Annotated in this window: 20 protein-coding genes; 5 read left to right on the top strand and 15 right to left on the bottom strand. The window is 56.5% G+C overall.

Going from position 1 to position 21,226, the window contains the following annotated elements; all coding sequences use genetic code 11:
* Nucleotides 1-102: 102 nt before the first annotated feature.
* Nucleotides 103-1,785 (bottom strand): YbaL family putative K(+) efflux transporter, encoded by a 1,683-nt coding sequence (ybaL, locus tag EPIR_RS05265; RefSeq protein ID WP_023654274.1) that lies wholly within the window; start codon nt 1,783-1,785, stop codon nt 103-105.
* 289 nt (nt 1,786-2,074) lie between these two features.
* Nucleotides 2,075-3,274, bottom strand: coding sequence for an MFS transporter (locus tag EPIR_RS05270; RefSeq protein ID WP_023654275.1), 1,200 nt, complete (start codon nt 3,272-3,274; stop codon nt 2,075-2,077).
* 169 nt (nt 3,275-3,443) lie between these two features.
* Here EPIR_RS05270 and ushA point away from each other — a divergent pair, with 169 nt between their 5' ends.
* Entirely contained in the window at nt 3,444-5,147 is a 1,704-nt protein-coding gene (ushA, locus tag EPIR_RS05275) for a bifunctional UDP-sugar hydrolase/5'-nucleotidase UshA (protein ID WP_023654276.1), read from the top strand.
* 66 nt (nt 5,148-5,213) lie between these two features.
* Here ushA and EPIR_RS05280 read toward each other — a convergent pair whose 3' ends face one another.
* Nucleotides 5,214-5,663, bottom strand: coding sequence for a multidrug/biocide efflux PACE transporter (locus tag EPIR_RS05280; RefSeq protein ID WP_023654277.1), 450 nt, complete (start codon nt 5,661-5,663; stop codon nt 5,214-5,216).
* Between the two features lie 88 nt (nt 5,664-5,751).
* Between EPIR_RS05280 and EPIR_RS05285 the strand changes: the two genes are divergently transcribed.
* Nucleotides 5,752-6,618, top strand: a complete 867-nt coding sequence (locus tag EPIR_RS05285; RefSeq protein WP_023654278.1) for a LysR family transcriptional regulator — start codon at nt 5,752-5,754, stop codon at nt 6,616-6,618.
* 9 nt (nt 6,619-6,627) lie between these two features.
* On the opposite strand, the gene ybaK is transcribed toward EPIR_RS05285, so the two are convergent.
* The 3 genes from ybaK to copA form a co-directional block, all read right to left on the bottom strand.
* Nucleotides 6,628-7,110, bottom strand: a complete 483-nt coding sequence (gene ybaK / locus EPIR_RS05290) for a Cys-tRNA(Pro)/Cys-tRNA(Cys) deacylase YbaK (protein ID WP_023654279.1) — start codon at nt 7,108-7,110, stop codon at nt 6,628-6,630.
* Nucleotides 7,111-7,288: 178 nt separating this feature from the next.
* Nucleotides 7,289-8,092 carry a TraB/GumN family protein gene (locus tag EPIR_RS05295; protein ID WP_023654280.1) on the bottom strand — a complete coding sequence of 268 codons (804 nt, stop codon included), beginning with the start codon at nt 8,090-8,092 and terminating at the stop codon, nt 7,289-7,291.
* A gap of 80 nt (nt 8,093-8,172) precedes the next feature.
* Entirely contained in the window at nt 8,173-10,680 is a 2,508-nt protein-coding gene (gene copA, locus EPIR_RS05300; protein WP_023654281.1) for a copper-exporting P-type ATPase CopA, read from the bottom strand.
* A 95-nt stretch (nt 10,681-10,775) separates the two neighbouring features.
* Between copA and cueR the strand changes: the two genes are divergently transcribed.
* Entirely contained in the window at nt 10,776-11,186 is a 411-nt protein-coding gene (gene cueR, locus EPIR_RS05305; RefSeq protein ID WP_023654282.1) for a Cu(I)-responsive transcriptional regulator, read from the top strand.
* On the opposite strand, the gene EPIR_RS05310 is transcribed toward cueR, so the two are convergent.
* From EPIR_RS05310 to tesA, 5 genes are all read right to left on the bottom strand, one after another.
* Nucleotides 11,183-11,635, bottom strand: a complete 453-nt coding sequence (locus tag EPIR_RS05310; RefSeq protein WP_023654283.1) for an NfeD family protein — start codon at nt 11,633-11,635, stop codon at nt 11,183-11,185. The genes cueR and EPIR_RS05310 overlap by 4 nt on opposite strands.
* The gene (locus tag EPIR_RS05315) at nt 11,635-12,549 is read right to left on the bottom strand and encodes an SPFH domain-containing protein (protein ID WP_023654284.1); all 915 of its coding nucleotides are present in this window, start codon (nt 12,547-12,549) and stop codon (nt 11,635-11,637) included. The genes EPIR_RS05310 and EPIR_RS05315 overlap by 1 nt, the downstream gene beginning before the upstream one ends.
* Before the next feature lie 123 nt (nt 12,550-12,672).
* Nucleotides 12,673-13,530, bottom strand: coding sequence for a co-chaperone YbbN (locus tag EPIR_RS05320; RefSeq protein WP_023654285.1), 858 nt, complete (start codon nt 13,528-13,530; stop codon nt 12,673-12,675).
* Between the two features lie 69 nt (nt 13,531-13,599).
* Nucleotides 13,600-14,373, bottom strand: coding sequence for an SDR family oxidoreductase (locus EPIR_RS05325; protein ID WP_023654286.1), 774 nt, complete (start codon nt 14,371-14,373; stop codon nt 13,600-13,602).
* Nucleotides 14,374-14,480: 107 nt separating this feature from the next.
* Nucleotides 14,481-15,134, bottom strand: coding sequence for a multifunctional acyl-CoA thioesterase I/protease I/lysophospholipase L1 (gene tesA, locus EPIR_RS05330; protein ID WP_157037499.1), 654 nt, complete (start codon nt 15,132-15,134; stop codon nt 14,481-14,483).
* Here tesA and ybbA point away from each other — a divergent pair.
* Together ybbA and ybbP are read left to right on the top strand one after the other, a co-directional pair.
* Complete coding sequence (ybbA, locus tag EPIR_RS05335; protein WP_048696963.1) at nt 15,102-15,788, top strand: putative ABC transporter ATP-binding protein YbbA; 687 nt, start codon at nt 15,102-15,104, stop codon at nt 15,786-15,788. The genes tesA and ybbA overlap by 33 nt on opposite strands.
* Nucleotides 15,785-18,202 carry a putative ABC transporter permease subunit YbbP gene (ybbP, locus tag EPIR_RS05340; RefSeq protein ID WP_023654288.1) on the top strand — a complete coding sequence of 806 codons (2,418 nt, stop codon included), beginning with the start codon at nt 15,785-15,787 and terminating at the stop codon, nt 18,200-18,202. The genes ybbA and ybbP overlap by 4 nt, the downstream gene beginning before the upstream one ends.
* Before the next feature lie 60 nt (nt 18,203-18,262).
* Here ybbP and purK read toward each other — a convergent pair whose 3' ends face one another.
* The 4 genes from purK to ppiB all read right to left on the bottom strand — a co-directional run bounded on the left by purK (nt 18,263) and on the right by ppiB (nt 21,186).
* Nucleotides 18,263-19,330, bottom strand: a complete 1,068-nt coding sequence (purK, locus tag EPIR_RS05345; RefSeq protein ID WP_023654289.1) for a 5-(carboxyamino)imidazole ribonucleotide synthase — start codon at nt 19,328-19,330, stop codon at nt 18,263-18,265.
* Nucleotides 19,327-19,836: a 5-(carboxyamino)imidazole ribonucleotide mutase gene (gene purE / locus EPIR_RS05350; protein WP_023654290.1), complete on the bottom strand. Its 510-nt coding sequence runs from the start codon at nt 19,834-19,836 to the stop codon at nt 19,327-19,329. Before purE ends, purK begins: the two co-directional genes overlap by 4 nt.
* Nucleotides 19,837-19,975: 139 nt before the next feature.
* The gene (lpxH, locus tag EPIR_RS05355) at nt 19,976-20,692 is read right to left on the bottom strand and encodes a UDP-2,3-diacylglucosamine diphosphatase (RefSeq protein WP_023654291.1); all 717 of its coding nucleotides are present in this window, start codon (nt 20,690-20,692) and stop codon (nt 19,976-19,978) included.
* Entirely contained in the window at nt 20,692-21,186 is a 495-nt protein-coding gene (gene ppiB, locus EPIR_RS05360) for a peptidylprolyl isomerase B (RefSeq protein ID WP_023654292.1), read from the bottom strand. The genes lpxH and ppiB overlap by 1 nt, the downstream gene beginning before the upstream one ends.
* Nucleotides 21,187-21,226: the final 40 nt, after the last annotated feature.

Here is a 21,226-nt window from a genome sequence, read left to right on the forward strand (position 1 = left end):
TTTTCGTAAAAAGAAGGGGGAGGGGGGATAAAAATTAAACCAGAACGCGGTTTATCGGGGCCGATCGGTTACCCATTCAGCCCCTAATCGCATCAAGTTATCTTAAATCGGACACGCAGCCGGTTTTTCATCCGGGAGCGGCAGCATGATATTCAGCATGCTATTGGCGATCTCGCGTTCACCCATCACCACGCGATCTGCACCGCGTTCCTCAATGTAGGCCACCTCATCGTCATAATGGGCACGGGCGATAATTTCAATATTGGGCCGTTTTTCCCGCGCGGCGGTGACGATTTCGCCGGATTCGTAGCCGTTGGGGATGGTCAGTAGCAGCCAGCGGGCACAATCAAGGCGCGCCAGATCCATGATATCGCTGAGCACTGCGTTACCCAGTACCGCCGGGATACCGCGTTCGCGCAAGGCTTCTACCCGGGCACGGCTGTTTTCCACGACGACCACCGGAATATCGGCTGCCATCAGGCGGCTGCCTAGCAGGCTGCCAACGCGGCCAAAGCCGACGATGATCGCGTGATGACAGAGATCGACGGGGATTTGTTTTTCGTCTTCCTCGGTCTCTTTTGTCGCCTGCTCTTCGAGGCTTTCCGTTTTAACCAGGTAACGCTCCAACAGGGCAAACAGGATAGGATTAAGCATAATCGACAGAATGGCTCCGGCCAGCACCAGATTACGCCCACTCTCCGGCAGAAGGTTCAACGAAATCCCCAGTCCGGCGAGAATAAAAGCAAATTCGCCAATCTGCGCCAGGCTGACGGAGATGGTTAACGCCGTGCGGTTGGAGTGACCACATAAGCGCACCAGAAGCAGTGCAACCAGTGATTTACCGAGAACGATGATTGCCAGCGCACCCAGCACCGCCAGCGGCTGTTGGACAAGGATCATTGGGTCGAACAGCATCCCCACCGAGACAAAGAACAGCACCGCGAAGGCGTCACGTAGCGGAAGCGTATCGTGTGCGGCACGATGGCTTAGCTCCGACTCGTTGAGCACCATTCCTGCAAAGAAAGCGCCCAGTGCAAAGGAGACATCAAAGAACTCTACTGCGCCAAAGGCAATACCCAGTGCCAGGGCCAGCACCGACAGGGTAAACAGCTCGCGTGAGCCGGTGGCTGCACTCCGGGCGAGGATCCACGGCACTACGCGTCGGCCCACAACCATCATCAGCACCATAAAGGCCACCACTTTTCCGATGGTGATCAGCAGGTCGAACAGAACCATCGTTACGCTGGCATTGCCCTCTTCGAACAGCCCGGCCACGGCAGGCAGCAGCACCAGCGCCAGCACCATCACCAGATCTTCAACAATCAACCAGCCGATAGCGATCTGCCCACGTTTGCTGTCAATTAACTGTCGCTCTTCTAACGCACGCAGTAGCACCACGGTACTGGCGGTTGAAAGGCAGAGTCCGAACACCAGGCCGGTCATCGGGGGCCATCCCAGCGCCCACGACAGCCCCATTCCGAGCAGCGTAGCGGCGGCAATCTGTAACACGGCACCGGGGATAGCGATCGATTTGACTGCCATCAGATCTTTCAGTGAGAAGTGCAGGCCCACCCCGAACATCAGCAGGATCACCCCCAGCTCGGCCAGTTCCGGTGCCAGATTGGTATCAGCGACAAAGCCAGGAGTAAAAGGCCCGGCCAGCACGCCGGCCAGCAGATAGCCGACTAAAGGAGAGATGCGCAGGCGGTTTGCCAGCATACCGAACAGGAAGGCAAGAACTAAGCCTCCCACAATGGTGGTGATAAGCGGTGTGGTGTGGTGCATGCTTGCCTCCTTTATCTGCGCACTCGTCATATTGCGGGTTAATCAGGCGCAGAGTTGCCGTTCCCCGCAACCCGAGTCAGACGAAGCGTAAAATGAGTGTGATGGTCTCTTATAAGTGTATGGCATATTGCAACATGGCGCTTGTCATTATGGGTGATAAGCGTAAAAAATAACAATTATTCAGATAAAGTCATCACAGTGTGTGATTTTAACCACTTATCAGTAGGAAAAGCAGGTAATCAAAGAGAAATTCCCGGTACTAATTTCATTCATTAGTCCCGGGGTAATGCTATTTATGGCGGTTATCAGGCAGGAAAGCCGCCAGTATGCCAAGAAGAGGAAGATAAGCGCAGATTTGATATACCAGCTCAATACTATAGCGATCGGCAACCACGCCGAGCAAGGCAGCACCTAACCCCCCCATCCCGAATGAAAAACCGAAAAACAGACCGGAAACCAAACCGATACGGCCTGGCATAAGCTCCTGGGCATAGACCAGAATGGCGGAAAACGCGGAAGCCAGCACCACCCCAATCACCACCGACAGGACTCCTGTCCACCACAAATTGGCGTAAGGCAGCAACAGGGTAAAGGGCGCTACGCCGAGAATAGATACCCAGATCACCCGCTTACGGCCTATTTTATCGCCAACCGGGCCGCCGATAATTGTCCCGGCCGCCACGGCAAACAGAAAGACAAACAGATGCAGCTGGGCATTTTGTATCGATAGGCCGAATTTATGCATTAAATAGAAGGTGTAAAAGCTGCTCAGGCTGGTGAGATAAAAGTATTTTGAGAACACCAATACCAGCAGAATAGTCATCGCGCACACCACCTGACGGCGCGGTAGCGCGTGATTGGCTGCTGGCGCATGGCGTTTGGCCGTCACATGCTGCGTGTGATACCAGCGACCAATCTGCAACAGTACAATAATAGCCAGCAGTGCCGCCAGTGAGAACCAGGCAAGGTTTCCGCGACCGTACGGAGCGATAATCAGCGCCGCCAGCAGCGGCCCGAAAGAGCTACCCAGATTGCCGCCGACCTGAAACAAGGACTGCGCCAGGCCATGACGCCCGCCGGAGGCCATACGAGCGACTCGTGAGGATTCAGGGTGAAACACCGAGGAGCCTGTCCCGACCAGCGCAGCCGCCAGCAAAATCATCGCATAATGGCTGGCCACGGCCATCAGTATCACACCGCAAAGCGTAAAGCCCATCCCGACAGGCAGTGACCACGGCTGCGGATGTTTATCGGTAAAATGACCAATCAGCGGCTGAAGCAGTGAAGCGGTGAGTTGATAAGTCAGGGTGATCAAGCCAATCTGCACGAAGCTAAGGGAAAAATCTTCCCGCAGCAAAGGATAAATCGCAAGAATAAGCGACTGAATCATATCGTTTAGCAGGTGGGCCACACTGATTGCGCTGAGCACGCCAAAAGCGGTACGTTTCATTGGAGGATCTGGCCGGAGGGCCGTATTGACGCCTGTCATTATAGTATCCTGTCATTGAGTTATCGTTGTTGAGTGCCTGTCACCCGCCAATTTGCAACAATATAAGTCAGAGCGGTGCCCTTTTAGTAGCATTCCTGCGGCATAATCTGCCAGGCATCATAAAAACTAATTATTTTTCACATTCTGGGGATTTAACAAGGAGAAGCGAGTGGCCATTTTTAAAAGAAGTCTTATCGGCGTCGTGACGGTTGCGTTGTTGAGCGCACCGTTGATGGCTCAGGCGTGGGTAAAAGACCGAACCTACAAGTTTACCGTGCTGCATACCAACGATCACCACGGTCGTTTCTGGCCGAACGAACATGATGAATATGGCTTGGCAGCACAGAAAACCATGATGGATCGGATACGTTACGAGGTGCAGACTCACGGCGGCGCAACGCTTATCCTCTCTGGGGGGGACATCAATACCGGCGTACCAGAGTCCGATTTGCAGGATGCCGAACCGGATTTTCGCGCAATGAATATGATTGGCTACGATGCGATGGCGATTGGCAATCATGAGTTTGATAACCCGCTTTCGGTACTGCGTCAGCAGCAGAAGTGGGCGAAATTCCCTCTGCTTTCGGCCAATATCTACCAGAAAAGCACCGGCAAACGCCTGTTCCAGCCTTACGCGCTGTTCAACCGTATGGGCCTGAAAATTGCCGTTATCGGCCTGACAACCGATGATACGGCCAAGATCGGTAACCCGGAATACTTCACCGATATGCAGTTCCATCAACCCGCTACGGAAGCCAAAGCGGTCGTCGACGAGCTGCGTGCCAACGAAAAACCGGATGTGATCATTGCCGCAACGCATATGGGGCACTATGACAATGGCCAGCACGGGTCTAACGCGCCGGGCGATGTCGAGATGGCGCGTGCGCTGCCCGCAGGCTACCTGGATATGATCGTCGGAGGTCATTCACAGAACCCGGTATGTATGGCCAAAGAAAACCTGAAACAGGTGGATTATGTGCCGGGCAGCCCCTGCACGCCGGATCGTCAGAATGGCACCTGGATCGTACAGGCCCATGAGTGGGGCAAATATATTGGCCGTGCTGACTTTACCTTCCGTAACGGCAAGCTGACGCTGGTTAATTATCAGCTGGTGCCGATCAATCTGAAGCACAAGTTAAAGAATGCTGACGGTAGCACCAGCTGGGTAAACTACACGACTGAAATACCCAAAAATCCTGGGGTGCAAAAGCTCTTAACGCCATTCCAGCAAAAGGGACAACAGCAGCTGGGCGTGAAAATTGGCAGCGTCAACGGTCATCTTGAAGGCGACCGCACCAAAGTCCGTTTTGTGCAGACTAGTATGGCACGCCTGATCCTTGCGGGTTTGAAAGAGCGCGCTCAGGCCGATTTTGCGCTGATGAGCGGCGGCGGGGTGCGTGATTCGATTGAAGCCGGTGCTATCACCTATAAAGACGTTTTGAAAGTGCAGCCATTTGGTAATACCCTGGCCTGGGTTGATATGAAAGGCAGTGAAGTCGAAAAATATCTTGCGGTCGTCGCCAACAAGCAGGTCGATTCCGGTGCCTACGCGCAGTTTTCCGGCGTCAGTCTGGTGGCCGATGGTTCTGGGGTGAGTGATATCAAGATCGATGGTAAGCCGCTGTCAGCGGATAAAACCTACCGTATTGCGATGTTGAGTTTTAACGCCACCGGCGGTGACGGTTATCCGCAGGTGGATAAGCTACCCGGCTACGTGAATAGCGGATTTGTCGATGCTGAAGTCTTAAAACAGTACATTCAGAGCCATTCTCCTCTTGATGCGGCCAGCTACCAGCCGGACGGGGAAATTGTGTATCTGAAGAAGGCGCAAAATACTGTGGCAAGCGATAACGCGGCGGCGATAAAGCCTTAGCACCCGCATAAAAAGGGCGGTCCGACCGTTAAGTCGGCCGCCCTGAGGAAATGTTCGCCGTGTGTTTTAAGCCTGCTTGTTCAGCGCGGGTTTGCGGGATGATGCCATCAAGCGTTCACGAACCTTGTCGTATAACCAGTTATAAAAAATTGTATACGGCAGGAAAAACAGGAAGAAAGCCACCTCAATCAGGAATGCCTGCCACAGAGTAACCCCCAGCATCCATGCGGCAATCGGCAGGCCAATAGCAATAAAGCCCCCTTCAAAACCCAGCGCATGCAGTACGCGCAATATCAGCCCGCGTTGCACCTTGCCACGGGGCCACAGCCGATCAAAACCTGCGTTATAAACCATGTTCCATAACATCGCTACCGTCGACAGTACGATCGCCAGTGCACCCATCTGGAACAACGGCTTTTCCATTGCCCAGGCAGCCAGCGGTGATATCAGCAGAATAGCCAATAGCTCAAAGCCAGCCGCATGATAAAAACGTTCTTTGAGAGTACGACCAGACATATATCCTCCTTAATCTATTATGAGCACCATTTTCCACGTTTTATTTGCTAAGATAAAATGACCATCCATCGATAAAAGCGATACATAAGTGCGCTACTCTCCGGAATCTCTGGAAGCCTTTGTTCAGACAGTGGAAAGCGGCTCATTTTCCGCTGCGGCGCGCGCACTGCGCAAAAGCCAGTCCACCATCAGTACCGCCATAGCGAATCTGGAAAGCGATCTGGGGTTTATCTTATTCGACCGTACCGCCCGTAGCCCGGTATTGACCGAAAACGGTCAGCGTGCGCTGGTGCAGGTGAAGGAGATCCTGAGCGCCTCGGCGCAGCTGGACAGTCTGGCGGTGCGCCTGGCAGGGGAAGTGGAACCTTGTCTGCGGCTGGTCACTACCGATTTCTGGCAGGCTGACTACCACGCACTCCTGCTGCAACGTTTTGCCAGCCGCTATCCCGATATTGAGTTTGAGTGCATGATTGCGGAAAACGAAGATGTGATTGATCTGCTACAAAGTGGCCGGGCGCATATTGGTGTACTCCGCGCGCAGCAGCACTATCCACCGGACATTAACGTACAGCGCCTCCAGGTCGAGGCACAAATGGCGATTTACCTGCATCAGGATCATCCGCTGGCGCGTCAGGCGCTGGTGAATGAGGCTGAATTGAGCAAGGTGCGTGAACTGCGGCTGAATAATTGGGTGGAGCGGATGCCGATATCTGCCGGAAAAGTCTGGCTGGCACCCTCATATCTGTTATTACTGGAGATGGCCGAACAGGGTTTCGGCTGGAGTATTTTACCACGCTGGCTCACCGAGCAGTTTGGTCACCGACTGCTACGTGAACTGCCGGTGGCGGGCTGGCCGCAGAGCATTCAGGTTGATGTGGTCAGCTCGCGCCGTTCGCCTCCCGGGCCAGCAGGACAGTGGATGATCGATCGGCTTATCGCCCAGCGTCCTGATTAATTGTGTCTGTTATTTTTTGCATACCGCGATATCTGCAAAACGGGCGCTGAGCAGCTGTGCCAGATCCTGCGGTGCCATCTCAATATCCAGTCCGCGTTTGCCGCCTGAAACATAGATGGTGGCAAACTGTTCTGCGCTGCCATCGATTATCGTTGGCAGGCGCTTCTTCTGGCCGATTGGGCTGATACCGCCCAGCAAATAACCGCTGCTGCGCTGGGCAAACTGCGGGTCGGCCATCTCAACTTTTTTGCTACCCAAGGCTTTGGCTACCTGCTTTAAGTCCAGCTGCCCAGCGACCGGAGTCACCGCGACCGCCAGCGTTTTATTATCGCCATTCAGCGCGACCAGCAGCGTTTTATAGACCTGGTTTGCATCAAGATTTAACTTGCGCACCGCCTCATCGCCGAAGTGGGTTTCGTTGCCGTCATGTGCGTAAGCATGCAGCATAAAGGCGATCTTCTGTTTTTCAAGGAGTTTGACCGCAGGTGTCATAATTACAGGCCTTCCATTGTGTGCTGCGAACAGTATGAACGATTGATAAATAAAAACACTGGTGCATGACTACAGTTTAAGCGACAATTAGCGCCCGTTTCGGCTAAATGCAGAAACGATAACTAAAATCATAATGATGTCCTTATTTGACGGGTCGATAGCAATATCGGCCCTTTTTTTAGCCGCCGCTTAGCAGGCCAGGCAAATTATCCTCGCCATACAGATGCAGTGCGCCAACGGCGACCACATAACGACCCGGCGGGAGTTGTTGCATGAAACGGCTCCATTGCAGATTACGCTGGGTCATCAGCAAATCATTCAGGCTGCTGCTAAAGGTGTTGGGCAACTCGGGTTTGCGCATGCTACCCGACGGAGCTTCCAGCCACCAACTCACCATCGTTTGCAGCAGACGGGCATTAGTGTGCCAGTGTTTCAGGGTGTCTTCCAGCAGCGGCAGGCCGTTATCCGCCAGTGAGTTCAGCAGCGCCAGCTGGGTTAACGCCCCCTCAAGCTCGACAACTTTTATTTGTTGCGCATGTGCGGCCTGTAGCAGTTGATAATCAATGCCACAATCGGCACGCAGCCCAAGGCGCTGCGCCTGCTGCGCCTGCAACATTAAGGCAATCTGCCAGGCTGGCAGGGTATCTACCCGCAGAGGATCGATATCCAACTCTTCACAGCGGCGTTGCAGCAGGTACAGCTGCTGCTCCGGGAGACGTTGCGCCAGCGGTAGGCATATTTCACTGTCGTTAAAGGGCGAAGCGCCAGCGGAGATGTCCGCTTCGACAATCAGCGCATCGGCATGCCGTAAGCGATCTGTCAGTAGCGCCGGGAGCGGCTTCATATTGCCCGTTCCCATATGAATACTTCCCACCAGATGTAGCTGCCGTGTTCCCAGGGTGATGTCCACAGCCGGGTAACGATAGCGTACCGCGCGAAGCCCGCGCCACAGCAGTAGCAGCCTGTGCACCAGTGTTCCCATATGTTTCACCTCTTTCGCTTATTGCCACCATGCTAACGCGAACGGTCGTTGTCTGACAGCAATAAACGCGCCGCTATTGGTCACTTTGGCGGACGATAGCGGATCAGGCGATTGGCATTACTCACCACTGTGATTGACGAAAGTGCCATTGCTGCCCCGGCCACGACCGGGCTAAGTAACGTTCCGGTTAGCGGATACAGCACGCCAGCAGCAAGCGGAATACCGCAGGCATTATAAATAAATGCGCCCAACAGATTCTGCTTCATATTGCGCAGTGTGGCTTTGGCAATGGCCAGTCCATCCACCAACGCATTGAGATCCTGGCGCATCAGCGTGATTGCCGCCGTTTCAATCGCCACATCGCTGCCGCTGCCCATCGCAATACCAACATCCGCCTGGGCCAGCGCCGGAGCATCATTAATACCATCGCCAATCATGGCAACCTGCTGTCCCTGCTGCTGGAGGGCGCTAATGGCCGCCGCTTTACCGCCCGGCAGCACGCCGGCAATCACGCGATCGATCCCCGCTTCGCGAGCAATAGCCTTAGCGGTTATTTCATTGTCACCGGTCAGCATCACAAGGCGGTAGCCCTGTTTGCGCAGGCGTTGCAGCGCACTGACGCTCTCCTGACGAAGCGCATCGCGAATGGCAAACAGCGCAACTATCTCGCCGTCCGCTGCCAGAAGGACCGGTGTGGCACCGGTTGAAGCCAGTTCAGCCATCTTTGGTGCAACGCTATCGGTAGCAATTTGCTGTTGAGCCATCAGCGCGACATTGCCCAGCAGCAGGGGAGTGCCGTCGAGGACGCCGCTGACGCCTTTACCCGCTATGGTGCGAAATTGCGCAACCTCCGGCAGCGTGGGCAGTCCGGCATGCTCAACGATGGCTCGTGCCAGAGGATGACTGGAACCCTGTTCCAGTGCGGCAGCCTGTTGCAGCACCGTCTGGCGTTTGGCATGGTTGAACAGCACCATCTCGACCACGCGCGGCGTGCCTTCGGTCAGCGTGCCGGTTTTATCAAAAACCAGCGTGTCCAGGGTGCTGGCGCGTTGTAGCGCATCGGCATCCCGCACCAGTACGCCGAACTCGGCGGCACGCCCCACGCCGGCAATGATCGACATCGGCGTGGCGAGACCCAGCGCACAGGGACAGGCAATAATCAGCACGGTAGTGGCAATCACCAGGGTGTAGACCAGCTGAGGTGCCGGGCCGAACAGATACCAGACTGTGGCGCTCAGTAGCGCTATTGCCACCACCACCGGGACAAATACCGCTGAGATTTTATCCGCCAGCTGGCCGATTTCTGGCTTACTGCTTTGCGCCTGGCGCACCAGCTGAATGATACGTGCCAGGGTGGTATTTTTGCCGATGGCACTCGCCCGCAACAGCACGCTACCGTCCTGCAACACGGTTCCGGCATGCAGCGTATCACCTACTGATTTCTGCTGCGGGAGGGCTTCGCCGGTGAGCATTGCTTCATCCAGCCAGGCTTCACCCTGAATAATGGTGCCGTCTACCGGTACGCGGTCGCCGGTCATCACGCGTAGCGTCATCGCCAGCTGAACCTCGCTCAATGGTAGAATTTGTTCGCCCGCTTCAGTCACCACGCGTGCGGTGGGGGGCGTGAGATCGAGCAATTTTTCCAGCGCCTGTGACGAGCGCTGGCGTGCGCGCTGCTCAAGCATGTGGCCGAGGTTGATCAGGCCGATAATCATCGCGCTGGCTTCGTAATAGAGATGACGTGCCGCCATCGGGAACAGGTCAGGCCATAGATTAACGGTGATCGAGTAAAGCCATGCGGCGGCGGTACCCAGTGCCACCAGCGTATCCATCGTTGCACGGCGATTTAACAGGCTTTTCCATGCACTGCGGTAGAAATGGCCGCCGGCCACGATCATCACCAGCAGAGTCAGTATGCCTGCCACCAGCCAGCTGCCGCGATTATCTGCGGTGAGCATCATATTGTCACCGAACATCCCCCAGACCATCAAAGGAATACCCAGTGTCAATGCCAGCGCCGCCTGCCAGCGGAAGCGCTTTACCGCCGCCAGTGCACTTTGCTGCTGTTTTTCCCGCCGTTCTGTCTCATCTTCAATGATTTCCGCACCATAGCCAGCGCGATTAACCGCTTCTATTAATACGGGCGGCAGCGCGGAACCCAGTACCAGCGCACTACGCTCGGCAAGATTGACCCGCGCCTGGCTGACGCCGGGGACATCTTGCAGCGCACTCTGTACACGGCTCACGCAGCTGGCGCAGCTCATACCGTCGATCAGTAGCTGATAGCTGTCATTGTGTGGTGCCGGAAGCTCGGTTTTTGCCGCTGTCAGCGCTTCCGGCTGTATGTCTGAGTCTGTCAGCGGGTCAGTCTTTGGGGACGTTGCTGCGTCAGCCAGGCTGGCGTGATAGCCGGCCCCGGTAACCGTAGCGATCAGCGCCTCTGCGCTGGCAGTTCCGCTCACGCGTGCTTCGGAGAGACTGACCTCCGCTTGCTCCACGTCCGCGCGCTGTTCCAGCGCCTCTTTTACCCGCTTTACGCAGTGTCCGCAGGACAATCCGTCCAGCGTCAGTAGGGTGGTGTGCGGCATAATATCTCTCCTGTTGATCCGGATTGACCCGGAGCGGTTTTTACATTAGTTATGAAGGTTAAACCTTCCATCAAGGTGAAGGTCAAGGAGCAATCATGAATATCAGCGATGTGGCAAAAAAGACCGGGTTAACCCGTAAAGCAATCCGCTTTTACGAAGAGAAAGGTCTGGTCACGCCACCATTGCGCACTGAAAACGGCTACCGCAGCTACAGCGCGAAGCATCTGGAGGAGCTGACGCTGCTGCGTCAGGCTCGTCAGGTGGGGTTTAATCTGGAGCAGTGTCGGGAAATGGTTAGCTTGTTTAATGACCCGGCGCGGCACAGCGCGGATGTGAAAGCACGCACGCTGGAGAAAGCGGCAGAAATCGAGTCTCATATCAGCGAACTCCAGCTAATGCGCCAAAAGCTACTCGATCTTGCCGCCAGTTGTCCTGGCGACAACGGTGCAGAGTGCCCGATCATTAACCATTTGTCCGGCTGCGGTCACGTGATGAAAGCCGATTAAACGCTGCTTGCCACCACGCGTAGCGTAATTCCTTCCACCGCCACGACAACTATCCGCGTGCCCGCCGGAAGGTCTTCATCCGCCTGCACGCGCCAGTTGCCGTCACCAATGCGCACATGGCCAAAACCGTTTACCAGCGCCGCGTCCAGCGTCAGCTGGCGACCAATAAGCTGCTGGCCGCGCTGATTGAGGGTGGAAGGAGGATGTCGTTGCTCACGGCTCTTCAGCCAGCGATACCACCAGAGGGCAGCAAGAATGGTTAGCGCTGCAAAACTCAGTCCCTGCCATTCCCACGGCAATGGCACCAGCCACACCAGCAGGCTAACCAGCATGGCGGCCACACCGCTCCACAGCAGATAGCCACTGGCACCAAGCATTTCGGCAGCCAGCAGCAGACCACCCAGCGTCAGCCATAACCACCACGGATTCGCTAATAGCATGTCGAGCATCAGCGTTTACGCTCCTGTTTGCTTTCACCTAACAGTTCGCTGATACCGGCAATCGACCCCATAAGAGTGCTGGCCTCAAGCGGCATCATCACCACTTTGCTGTTGGTTGAAGAGCCAATATGTTGCAGCGCGTCGGTATATTTTTGCGCCACAAAGTAGTTTATGGCCTGAATATCTCCAGCAGCAATCGCTGCGGATACCATTTTCGTCGCCTGCGCTTCCGCTTCCGCACTGCGTTCACGCGCTTCGGCTGCCAGGAAGGCAGACTGGCGTTCGCCTTCGGCTTTCAGGATCTGCGACTGTTTCTCGCCCTGGGCGCGCAGAATTGCCGCCTGGCGTACCCCTTCGGCCTCAAGAATATCCGCGCGTTTGGTTCGCTCAGCTTTCATTTGCGCATTCATTGAAGCAATCAGCTCTGCCGGAGGGCGTACATCGCGGATCTCAATACGGGTAATCTTTATGCCCCACGGATTGGTGGCTTCATCTAGGATCTGCAACAGGCGAGTATTGATGTTGTCGCGTTGCGACAGCATTTCGTCCAGCTCCATTGACCCCAGCACGGTGCGCATATTGGTCATGGTGAGGTTGATGATCGCCACTTGTAGATTACTGACTTCATAGGCGGCCCGCGCCGGGTCAACGACCTGAATAAAGCATACGGCGTCGATGGTGACGCTGGCGTTATCTTTCGAGATAATCTCCTGCGAGGGGATATCCAGCACCTGCTCCATCATGTTGATTTTACGGCCGATACGGTCCATAAAGGGCACCACCAGGTTAAGGCCTGGTTGCAGGGTGTTGATGTAGCGGCCGAAACGTTCGACCGTCCACTGGAAACCCTGTGGGACGATTTTAACGCCTGACCAGACGATAATCAGGGCCAGCACGATAAGGACGGGGATAGCAGTCAGCATAAATAACCTCCACATTGTTTATTCAGGAGCGGTCGCTTTCCTTCGCGTCCGTATTGATGGACGAACCCGCAAGGCGGTTCGTCCCGTCGATTTCAGCAGAAACAGTCCTCAAACCCCCGCAGGTTAGTAAAGCAGAGAGTAAAGCTGGCGGCGATATTTTGCCGCGAGTGCGTCGCCGGTGCCCAGCGCGGCGAGGATCTCCTGTAGCATCTTACGCGCCTGTCCATCGGCGGCGGAAAGATCTTTTTTCAGATGGCTGAACAGCAGCTCCAGCGCCTCTTCATTACGTCCGACCTGATGAAACTGTAGCGCCAGTTGGGTTGCCAGCTCCGCATTGTCAGGGGCAGCCTCAAGTTGCTGCTGTAGCTGCTGGATCTCCGGGGTATCCGCTGCCTGTTTTAGCAACTCAATTTGTGCCACCAGCCCCTGATAGCGCGTATCCTGATCCTGCAACGGCACCACGTTAAGCACGGCTTCGGCTTCTTCACTGCGGTTCAGGTTAATTAACACTTCCGCCAGCAGAAAGCCGATATCGCTGCGCTGTTTGCTCAAAGCCCAGGCATCTTTCAGCAGCGGCAGGGCTTCGATCGCTTTGCCTTCATCCATCAGCTGCATAGCCTGCTGTGCCTTTAGCTCTTCTTCTTTAGGTAGCACCTTTTCCAGCAGGGCGCGTACCGCTTCTTCCGGCTGCGGCCCCTGAAAACCATCAACCGGCTGGCCATTCTGGAACAGATAAACGGTCGGAATTGAACGCAGGCCAAACTGCTGTGCTACGGCCGATTCGGCATCACAATCCAGCCTTGCCAAAATAAACTGACCTGCATACTCCTGCGTCAGACGATCAAGCAGCGGTGTCAGTTGCTGACAGTGCGGGCTGCGCTCTGACCAGAAATAGAACAGCACGGGGATCTGCATCGACTGTTCCAGCGTCTGGTGCAGGTTAGTTTCATTAATCTCGACAATCTGGGCTTGTGATGACATCAATTCGTCTCTTTTTACGTAAGTTTAGTACTGTATTGGGGCGGGCGTCGGTGCTTCAAGGCCCGGCGCTTAATTCTGGCGCAAAATCAGATCCATCATCCAGCCCGGCAGCAAACGGCGTAACACATTCATACTGTGTGTGACCAGAGTCACAGGGTAGCGCAGGCGTGGATGGCGGCTCTCCAGCGCATGGCGCAGCTTGGGTAAAATCGCCTGCGGGGGCAGGGTAAAGCGTGCGGCAATGCCCGGATTTTTCACCGGTTTGTCCTGCTGCGCCTGCTGAACATTATCGCTGAAGCCGGTGCTGATTGGCCCGGGTTCAATCAGGCTGACGCGCACCCCGCTGCCGTGCAGCTCCATACGCAAGGCGTCGGACCAGGCTTCCAGCGCATATTTGCTGGCGGCATAGGCACCGCGTTTGGGCGTGGAGATCAGCCCCATCACCGAACTGGTATTGATGATGCGCCCATTGCCCGAAGCCAGCAAGGCAGGCAGCAATAGCATGGTAAGCTGGTGGGTGCCGAACAGATTGGTCGCGAACTGCTGCTCCAGCTGTTGGCGTGATATCGATTGCAGCGGGCCATACAGTCCAAAACCCCCGTTGTTAAACAGGCCAAACAGACGGCCATCACACAACGCGATAATTTCATCCGCCGCGCGCGCAACGCTGGCGGCATCATCAAGATCCAGCAGCACGCCGCTGAACCCCAGTTGGGTCATCCGCTCCACGTCCTGCGGTTTACGGCAGGTGGCAATCACATGGTAGCCACGGCGCAGCAGGTCGTTAGCGGCGACCAGGCCGATACCGCTGGAACTGCCGGTAATCACGATACTTTTTTGCATAAATTTTTGTGCTCTTAATAAACCTGGTTCATCGCAATGGACTGATAACCGATCTGGTTTTTATGTGCTATTGGTAAGAGTGGGGCAACGTTTTGTGCGCTATTTCATTACCCATCATTCCCCACGCTACCCGATGCCTGATGCTTAACTAAGGAAGCCAACTGTTTTGCCATAAGTTCCGCAATAAAAGGCTGGGCAGCGGGATTGGGGTGAATGCCGTCATCCTGCATCCATTCTGGCTTCAGGTAGACCTGTTCCATAAAGAACGGGATCAGTGGGATAGCATGCTGACTGGCCAGTCTGGGATAGATAGCGGCAAATGAATCCGTGTAGCGTTTACCGTAATTGGCCGGCAGCCGCACCTGCATCAGCAACGGCTGCGCCTTTGCTGCCTGGATTTGAGCAATGGCCTGGTTCAGATCCTGTTCGACCTGCTGCGGAGGGAACCCACGTAAACCATCGTTGCCCCCCAGCTCAATCAGTACCCAGCGAGGCTGATGTTGCTTTAGCAGGGCCGGAAGTCGGGCCAGTCCCTGTGCCGTCGTATCGCCGCTTATGCTACCGTTAATGATAGTAGGGGATTTTTGCCATTTATCATTGAGTAACGCGGGCCATGCGGCATTGGCGGACATACGATAACCGGCGCTCAGGCTGTCGCCCAGCACCAGCAGCGTATCTGCCGCCGTCGCACGCAGCGTCATAAAAGCCATTAAAAACAGGAACCAGTAATGCCAGCGGAAAACATTCTTGAAGTTCATCATCTTAGTAAGTCCGTGGGTCAGGGTGAGCATCAACTGTCCATCCTTACCGGAGTTGAGCTGGTTGTCAAACCGGCTGAAACCATTGCCCTGATCGGTGAGTCGGGATCGGGCAAGTCGACCCTACTGGGGATTTTGGCCGGACTGGATGACGGCAGCGCGGGAGACGTGATGATGCTCGGCCAGCCGCTGCATCAGATGAATGAGGAGCAGCGGGCGGAGTTGCGCGCGCAAAATGTCGGCTTCGTCTTCCAGTCTTTTATGCTGGTGCCAACCCTTAATGCGCAGGAGAACGTGCAGCTCCCGGCGCTGTTGCGCGGTGAGAGCGACAGGCAGAGCCGTGAACAGGCGGCTACGCTGCTAGGCCAGCTTGGGTTGGGGGAGCGCCTCGGCCATCTACCCGCCCAGCTTTCTGGTGGTGAGCAGCAGCGCGTGGCGCTGGCCCGCGCCTTTAACGGTCGCCCGGCGCTGCTGTTTGCCGATGAGCCGACCGGCAATCTGGACCGCAAAACCGGCGAACGTATCGTCGATCTATTGTTCAGCATGAACCGCGATCACGCCACCACCCTGATCCTTGTCACCCATGATGAACAGCTGGCCGCACGCTGCGATCGGCGTTTGCGTCTGCGTGACGGCAAGCTGTGGGAGGAAGCATGATCTGGCGCTGGTTCTGGCGCGAGTGGAAATCCCCCTCGCTGCTGATCGTTTGGCTGGCGCTGACGCTGGCGGTGGCCTGCGTGCTGGCGCTCGGCTCGCTTAGCGACCGCATGGAGAAAGGGCTGACGCAGCAAAGCCGTGACTTTATGGCCGGTGACCGTACCCTGCGCAGCGCCAACGAAGTACCGGAGGAATGGTTGGAGCAGGCGCGCGCCGAAGGGCTACAGGTAGGGCGACAGCTGACCTTTATGACCATGACCTTTGCCGGTGATACGCCGCAGCTGGCTTCGGTGAAGGCGGTGGATAATCTCTATCCGATGTTTGGCCAGCTGTCCACCGCCCCCGTCGGGCTAAAACCGGCGGTAGGTACGGTGCTGGTCGCGCCGCGCCTGCTGGATCTACTCGAACGTAAAGCCGGGGATAACCTGGACGTTGGCGATGCCACACTGCGTATTGACGGGGAGGTGCTCCAGGAGCCGGATGCGGGCTTTAATCCGTTTCAGACCGCGCCGCGCCTGCTGATGAACCTGGCCGACGTGGAAAAAACCGGCGCTGTCCAGCCCGGCAGTCGGGTCACCTGGCGCTATAAATTTTCCGGAACTCCGGCGCAGCTGGCGCGATATGACAGCTACATTGCCACACGGCTTACCCCTGAACAGCGCTGGATTAGCGTTGAAAACTCCGGCGACGCATTAGGTAAATCAATGCAGCGCGCCCAGCAGTTTCTGCTGCTGTCTGCCCTGTTGACGCTGATGCTGGCGATTGCCGCAGTGACGGTGGCGATGAACCACTATTGCCGCAGCCGTTACGATCTGGTGGCCGTCCTGAAAACGCTTGGCGCAAATCGCTACGCCTTGCGCAAGCTGATCATCGGCCAGTGGCTGGCGGTACTGCTGCTGGCCGCGCTGGTGGGCAGCGCGATTGGACTGGGTTTTGAGACCTTGCTGCTGCGTATGTTGCGCCCGGTATTACCGGGTGAATTACCGGCCGCCAGCGGCTGGCCGTGGCTGTGGGCGCTGGGGTCATTATTGACTATTTCACTGCTGGTTGGGTTGCGCCCATATCGACTGCTGCTGGCAACCCAGCCGCTGCGCGTGCTGCGAGGCGATACGGTGGCGAATATCTGGCCGCTGAAGTTTTATCTGCCCGCCATGCTGGCGGTGGTGATCGGCCTGCTGGCGCTGCTGGTGGGGGGAAGTAAACTGCTGTGGGCGCTGGTGGCGGGTATTGTGCTGCTGTCCTTGCTGCTGGGAGTCATCGGATGGGCAGGTCTGCTGCTGCTCCGACGGCTGACGCTGCGCAACCTGGCATTTCGCCTGGCGGTCAACCGTTTGCTGCGCCAGCCGTGGACGACTCTTAGCCAGCTGGCGGCGTTTTCGCTGTCGTTTATGCTGTTGGCGTTATTGCTGGTGATGCGCGGAGATCTGCTGGACAGGTGGCAGCAGCAGCTGCCGCCGGACAGCCCGAACTACTTCCTGCTCAATATCACCGCACAGCAGGTGCCGCAGGTTGCGTCATTTCTGCAACAGCATCAGGTGCAGCCGGAAACCTTCTATCCGGTGGTGCGTGCGCGCCTGACCGGTATTAATCAGCAGCCAGCGGACCCGGCGCAGGACGAATCGCTCAATCGTGAACTGAATCTGACCTGGCTCAAAGATCTGCCGGGACATAACCCGCTTACCGCAGGCAGCTGGCCGCCGAAGGAAGGCGAAGTGTCAATTGAGCAGGGGCTGGCAGAGCGGCTGGGGGTAAAACTGGGCGATACGCTAACCTTCACCGGGGATACCCAGCAGTTCAGCGCTAAAATCAGCAGCCTGCGTAAGGTGGACTGGGAGAGCCTGAAGCCTAACTTCTTCATTATTTTCCCGCCCGGCGCGCTCGATAACCAGCCGCAGACCTGGCTGACCAGCTTCCGCATCAATGACAATAATGCACTGCTGGCGCAGCTTAACCGTCAGTTCCCCACTTTAAGCCTGCTGGATATCGGCACCATCTTACGTCAGATAGGTCAGGTGCTGGCGCAGGTGAGTCAGGCGCTGGAGATCATGGTGGTATTGGTTACCGCCTGCGGCGTACTGCTGCTACTGGCACAAGTCCAGGTGGGGATGCGCCAGCGGCGACAGGAGCTGGTGGTTTACCGCACGCTGGGTGCCAGCAAGAAGCTGCTGCGTGGCACGCTATGGTGCGAATTTGCGATGCTTGGCGTGGTATCGGGCGTGGCGGCGACCATTGGGGCTGAAGTGGCGCTGTGGGGATTACAGCGCAAGGTCTTTGACTTCCCGTGGCAGCCGGACTTTACGCTGTGGCTGGCGCTGCCGTTAACCGGTGCGCTGCTGCTGTCACTGTGCGGCGGCTGGCTGGGCGTACGTCTGCTGAAGGGCAAGGCGCTGTTTCGGGGATATGAGTCAGGCTAACGGGGAGATTTGCCGCGGCGGGCCTGAAACTTTCGTTTTTCGGCCCGCCGGGTTGATGGCTTAAACCAGTTTATCCACTGCCCAGGCCATACCGCTGGCATATTCCGCAGGCAGTATGGGCACCAGAGCATTGAGCGCGGTGCTAAGTGCCAGCGGGCTGGTGTCTGCCAGATTCAGGTGGCCAACCTTGCGCCCGGCACGCACCTCTTTGTCATACCAGTGCAGATGCACCAGCGGCTCACTGAGCCACGCCGTATTGATGTCGGTGCCAATCAGGTTGACCATCACAGAAGGGCCATTGACCACCGGAGTGGGCAGCGGCAGGCCGAGGATCGCGCGCAGATGCAGTTCAAACTGGCTGATTGATGCACCGTTCTGCGTCCAGTGACCGCTGTTGTGCACGCGGGGCGCCAGCTCATTGATCAGCAGACCTTCCGGCACCACAAAGCACTCCATCGCCATCACACCAACGTAGTTCAGCTCATTCATAATGGCCGACAGCATACGTTCCGCCTGCTGCTGGTGCTGCGCATTGACGTCAGGCAGCATCACGCTGGTGCGCAGTATGCCGTCCTGATGCAGGTTATGGGTCAGCGGATAGAATACCGTGCTGCCGTCATGGCCACGAGCGCCAACCAGTGACACTTCACCCGAGAAGTTGATGCCCTGTTCGACGATACACTCGCCGTAGCATTCGCCGGGCAGGGTTGCGGTTTCGCTGGCGCGCAGACGCCACTGGCCGCGCCCGTCGTAGCCGCCGGTACGGCGTTTGACGATCGCCAGTTCGCCGAGGGTGGTGAACACCTGCGCCCACTGGTCGGCGGCGGATAACAGCTGCCAGGGGGCCGTTGCCAGGCCCAGACGGTCAAGCAGCTGCTTCTGCGTCAGACGATCCGCCAATAGTGGGAAAATATCGCGATTAACAAAGGCGCGATGATCGGCAAGCTCGCGTGTCAGCGCGGTTTCCGGCCAGCGCTCAATCTCGGCGGTGATCACGCTTTGTGCGATGGGCAGCGCCTGCGGCTCGGCGTCCAGGCCGACCGGATAAACGGCAATCCCCAGCGGCTCACCGGCCTGGCGCAGCATGCGCCCGAGCTGACCATTACCTAATACGCAGACCGGTTTCATGCTTCCTCCTGCGGGTCCGGATGGTTCAGCACCTCATCAGTCTGCGCCTGTCGCCAGTCCGTGAGGCGGAGCGCCAGGCCGCTGTCATGCAGCGCGAGGATCTGCGCCGCCAGCAGGGCGGCGTTGGCGGCCCCGGCTTTACCTATCGCCAGCGTGCCGACCGGAATGCCGCGCGGCATCTGCACGATGGAATAGAGGCTGTCGACCCCGCTTAGTGCGGCGCTCTGAACCGGCACGCCGAGTACCGGTACCAGCGTTTTCGCTGCCAGCATACCCGGCAAATGCGCCGCGCCGCCTGCACCGGCAATAATCACCTGATAGCCTTTATCTGCGGCCTGCTCAGCGAAGCTGAATAGCTTGTCCGGCGTGCGGTGGGCTGATACCACTTCGCAGTGAAACGGAACGTCCAGGCTGGTGAGGATTTCCGCAGCAAATTGCATGATGGCCCAGTCACTTTTGGAACCCATAACAATAGCAATGCGGGCCGGTGCGGCGTTGGATGACATGCGGGTCTGACTCCTGTGATTGTAAAACGTCACCGTGGCAGCGCAGAGACTGGCTACCGGGTGGGAAGGGCAGAGAGAATATCACGACTGCGCGGGAAGGAAAACGGTTGCGTAGCGCGAAACAGCGCCAGATTGCGCTTCAGAATGGGAAGGAAATCAGCCTGATCTCATCATCGCTGACTCTGATCATTGAGCCTTGCTGGTGCCAGGCCCCCAGCACCAGGCGTTGCGCAGGCTGGCCGTCAATCTCAAGCTGGTGCACCGCCGGACGATGCGTATGGCCGTGGATCAACAGCGGCGTGTTATGACGATGCATCGCCTCAGATACCGCCTGCGGGTTAACGTCCATGATCGCTATATCTTTAGTGCTGTTAGCCTGTTTGCTACCGTCGCGCATTTTTAACGCGATACGCTGGCGCATAAACAGCGGCAGGGCGAGAAACAGCTTTTGCAGCCAGCGCTGCTGCACTTTCTGGCGAAAACGCTGATAGCCGCCATCGTCAGTGCACAACGTGTCGCCGTGCATAATCAGCAGGCGCTTGCCGTACAGTTCCAGCACCTGTTCTTCGGGCAGCAGGGTCATTCCGGCTGCACGGGCAAAACGCTTGCCCAACAGAAAGTCGCGATTACCGTGAATAAAGTAGCAGGGAATGTCGAGCTGATGCAGCGCATGGGCGATCTCTGCGTGCAGCGGGTTGGGATCGTCGTCGCCAATCCAGGCTTCAAACAGGTCACCAAGAATGTACAGCGCATCAGCGTGCTGTGCTTCACGGCGCAAAAAATGCAGAAAACCGGCAGTGATTGCCGGTTCTTCAGTACACAGATGGAGATCTGCGATAAACAGCGCGTGCGACATTATTCGCTGACGGTAACTTTTTGAATAATCACGTCATCTTTCGGCACATCCTGGTGCATGCCGCTGCGGCCGGTAGAGACGGTTTTGATTTTCTCAACCACATCCATCCCTTCAACCACTTCAGCGAACACGCAGTAACCCCAGCCCTGGAGGCTTTCGTCACGGAAGTTCAGGAAGTCGTTGTCTGCCACGTTAATAAAGAACTGGGCGGTCGCAGAGTGTGGTGCCTGAGTACGCGCCATTGCCAACGTGCCTTTGGTGTTTTTCAGGCCGTTGCTGGCTTCGTTACGGATCTCATCTTTGGTGTCTTTCTGCTTCATGCCCGGCTCAAAACCACCGCCCTGGATCATAAAACCGTTGATCACACGGTGAAAGATGGTGTTGTCGTAAAAGCCTTCACGGCAGTATTCAAGGAAGTTTTTTACGGTAGCCGGGGCTTTGTCATCAAAAGTTTTGATGACGATATCGCCATGATTAGTCTGGAAAGTAACCATTTTCTCATCCTGTCAGGGTTGCAGTATTTAACAGTGGGCG

The sequence above is a fragment of the Erwinia piriflorinigrans CFBP 5888 genome (assembly GCF_001050515.1).
Taxonomy (GTDB): Bacteria; Pseudomonadota; Gammaproteobacteria; order Enterobacterales; family Enterobacteriaceae; genus Erwinia; species Erwinia piriflorinigrans.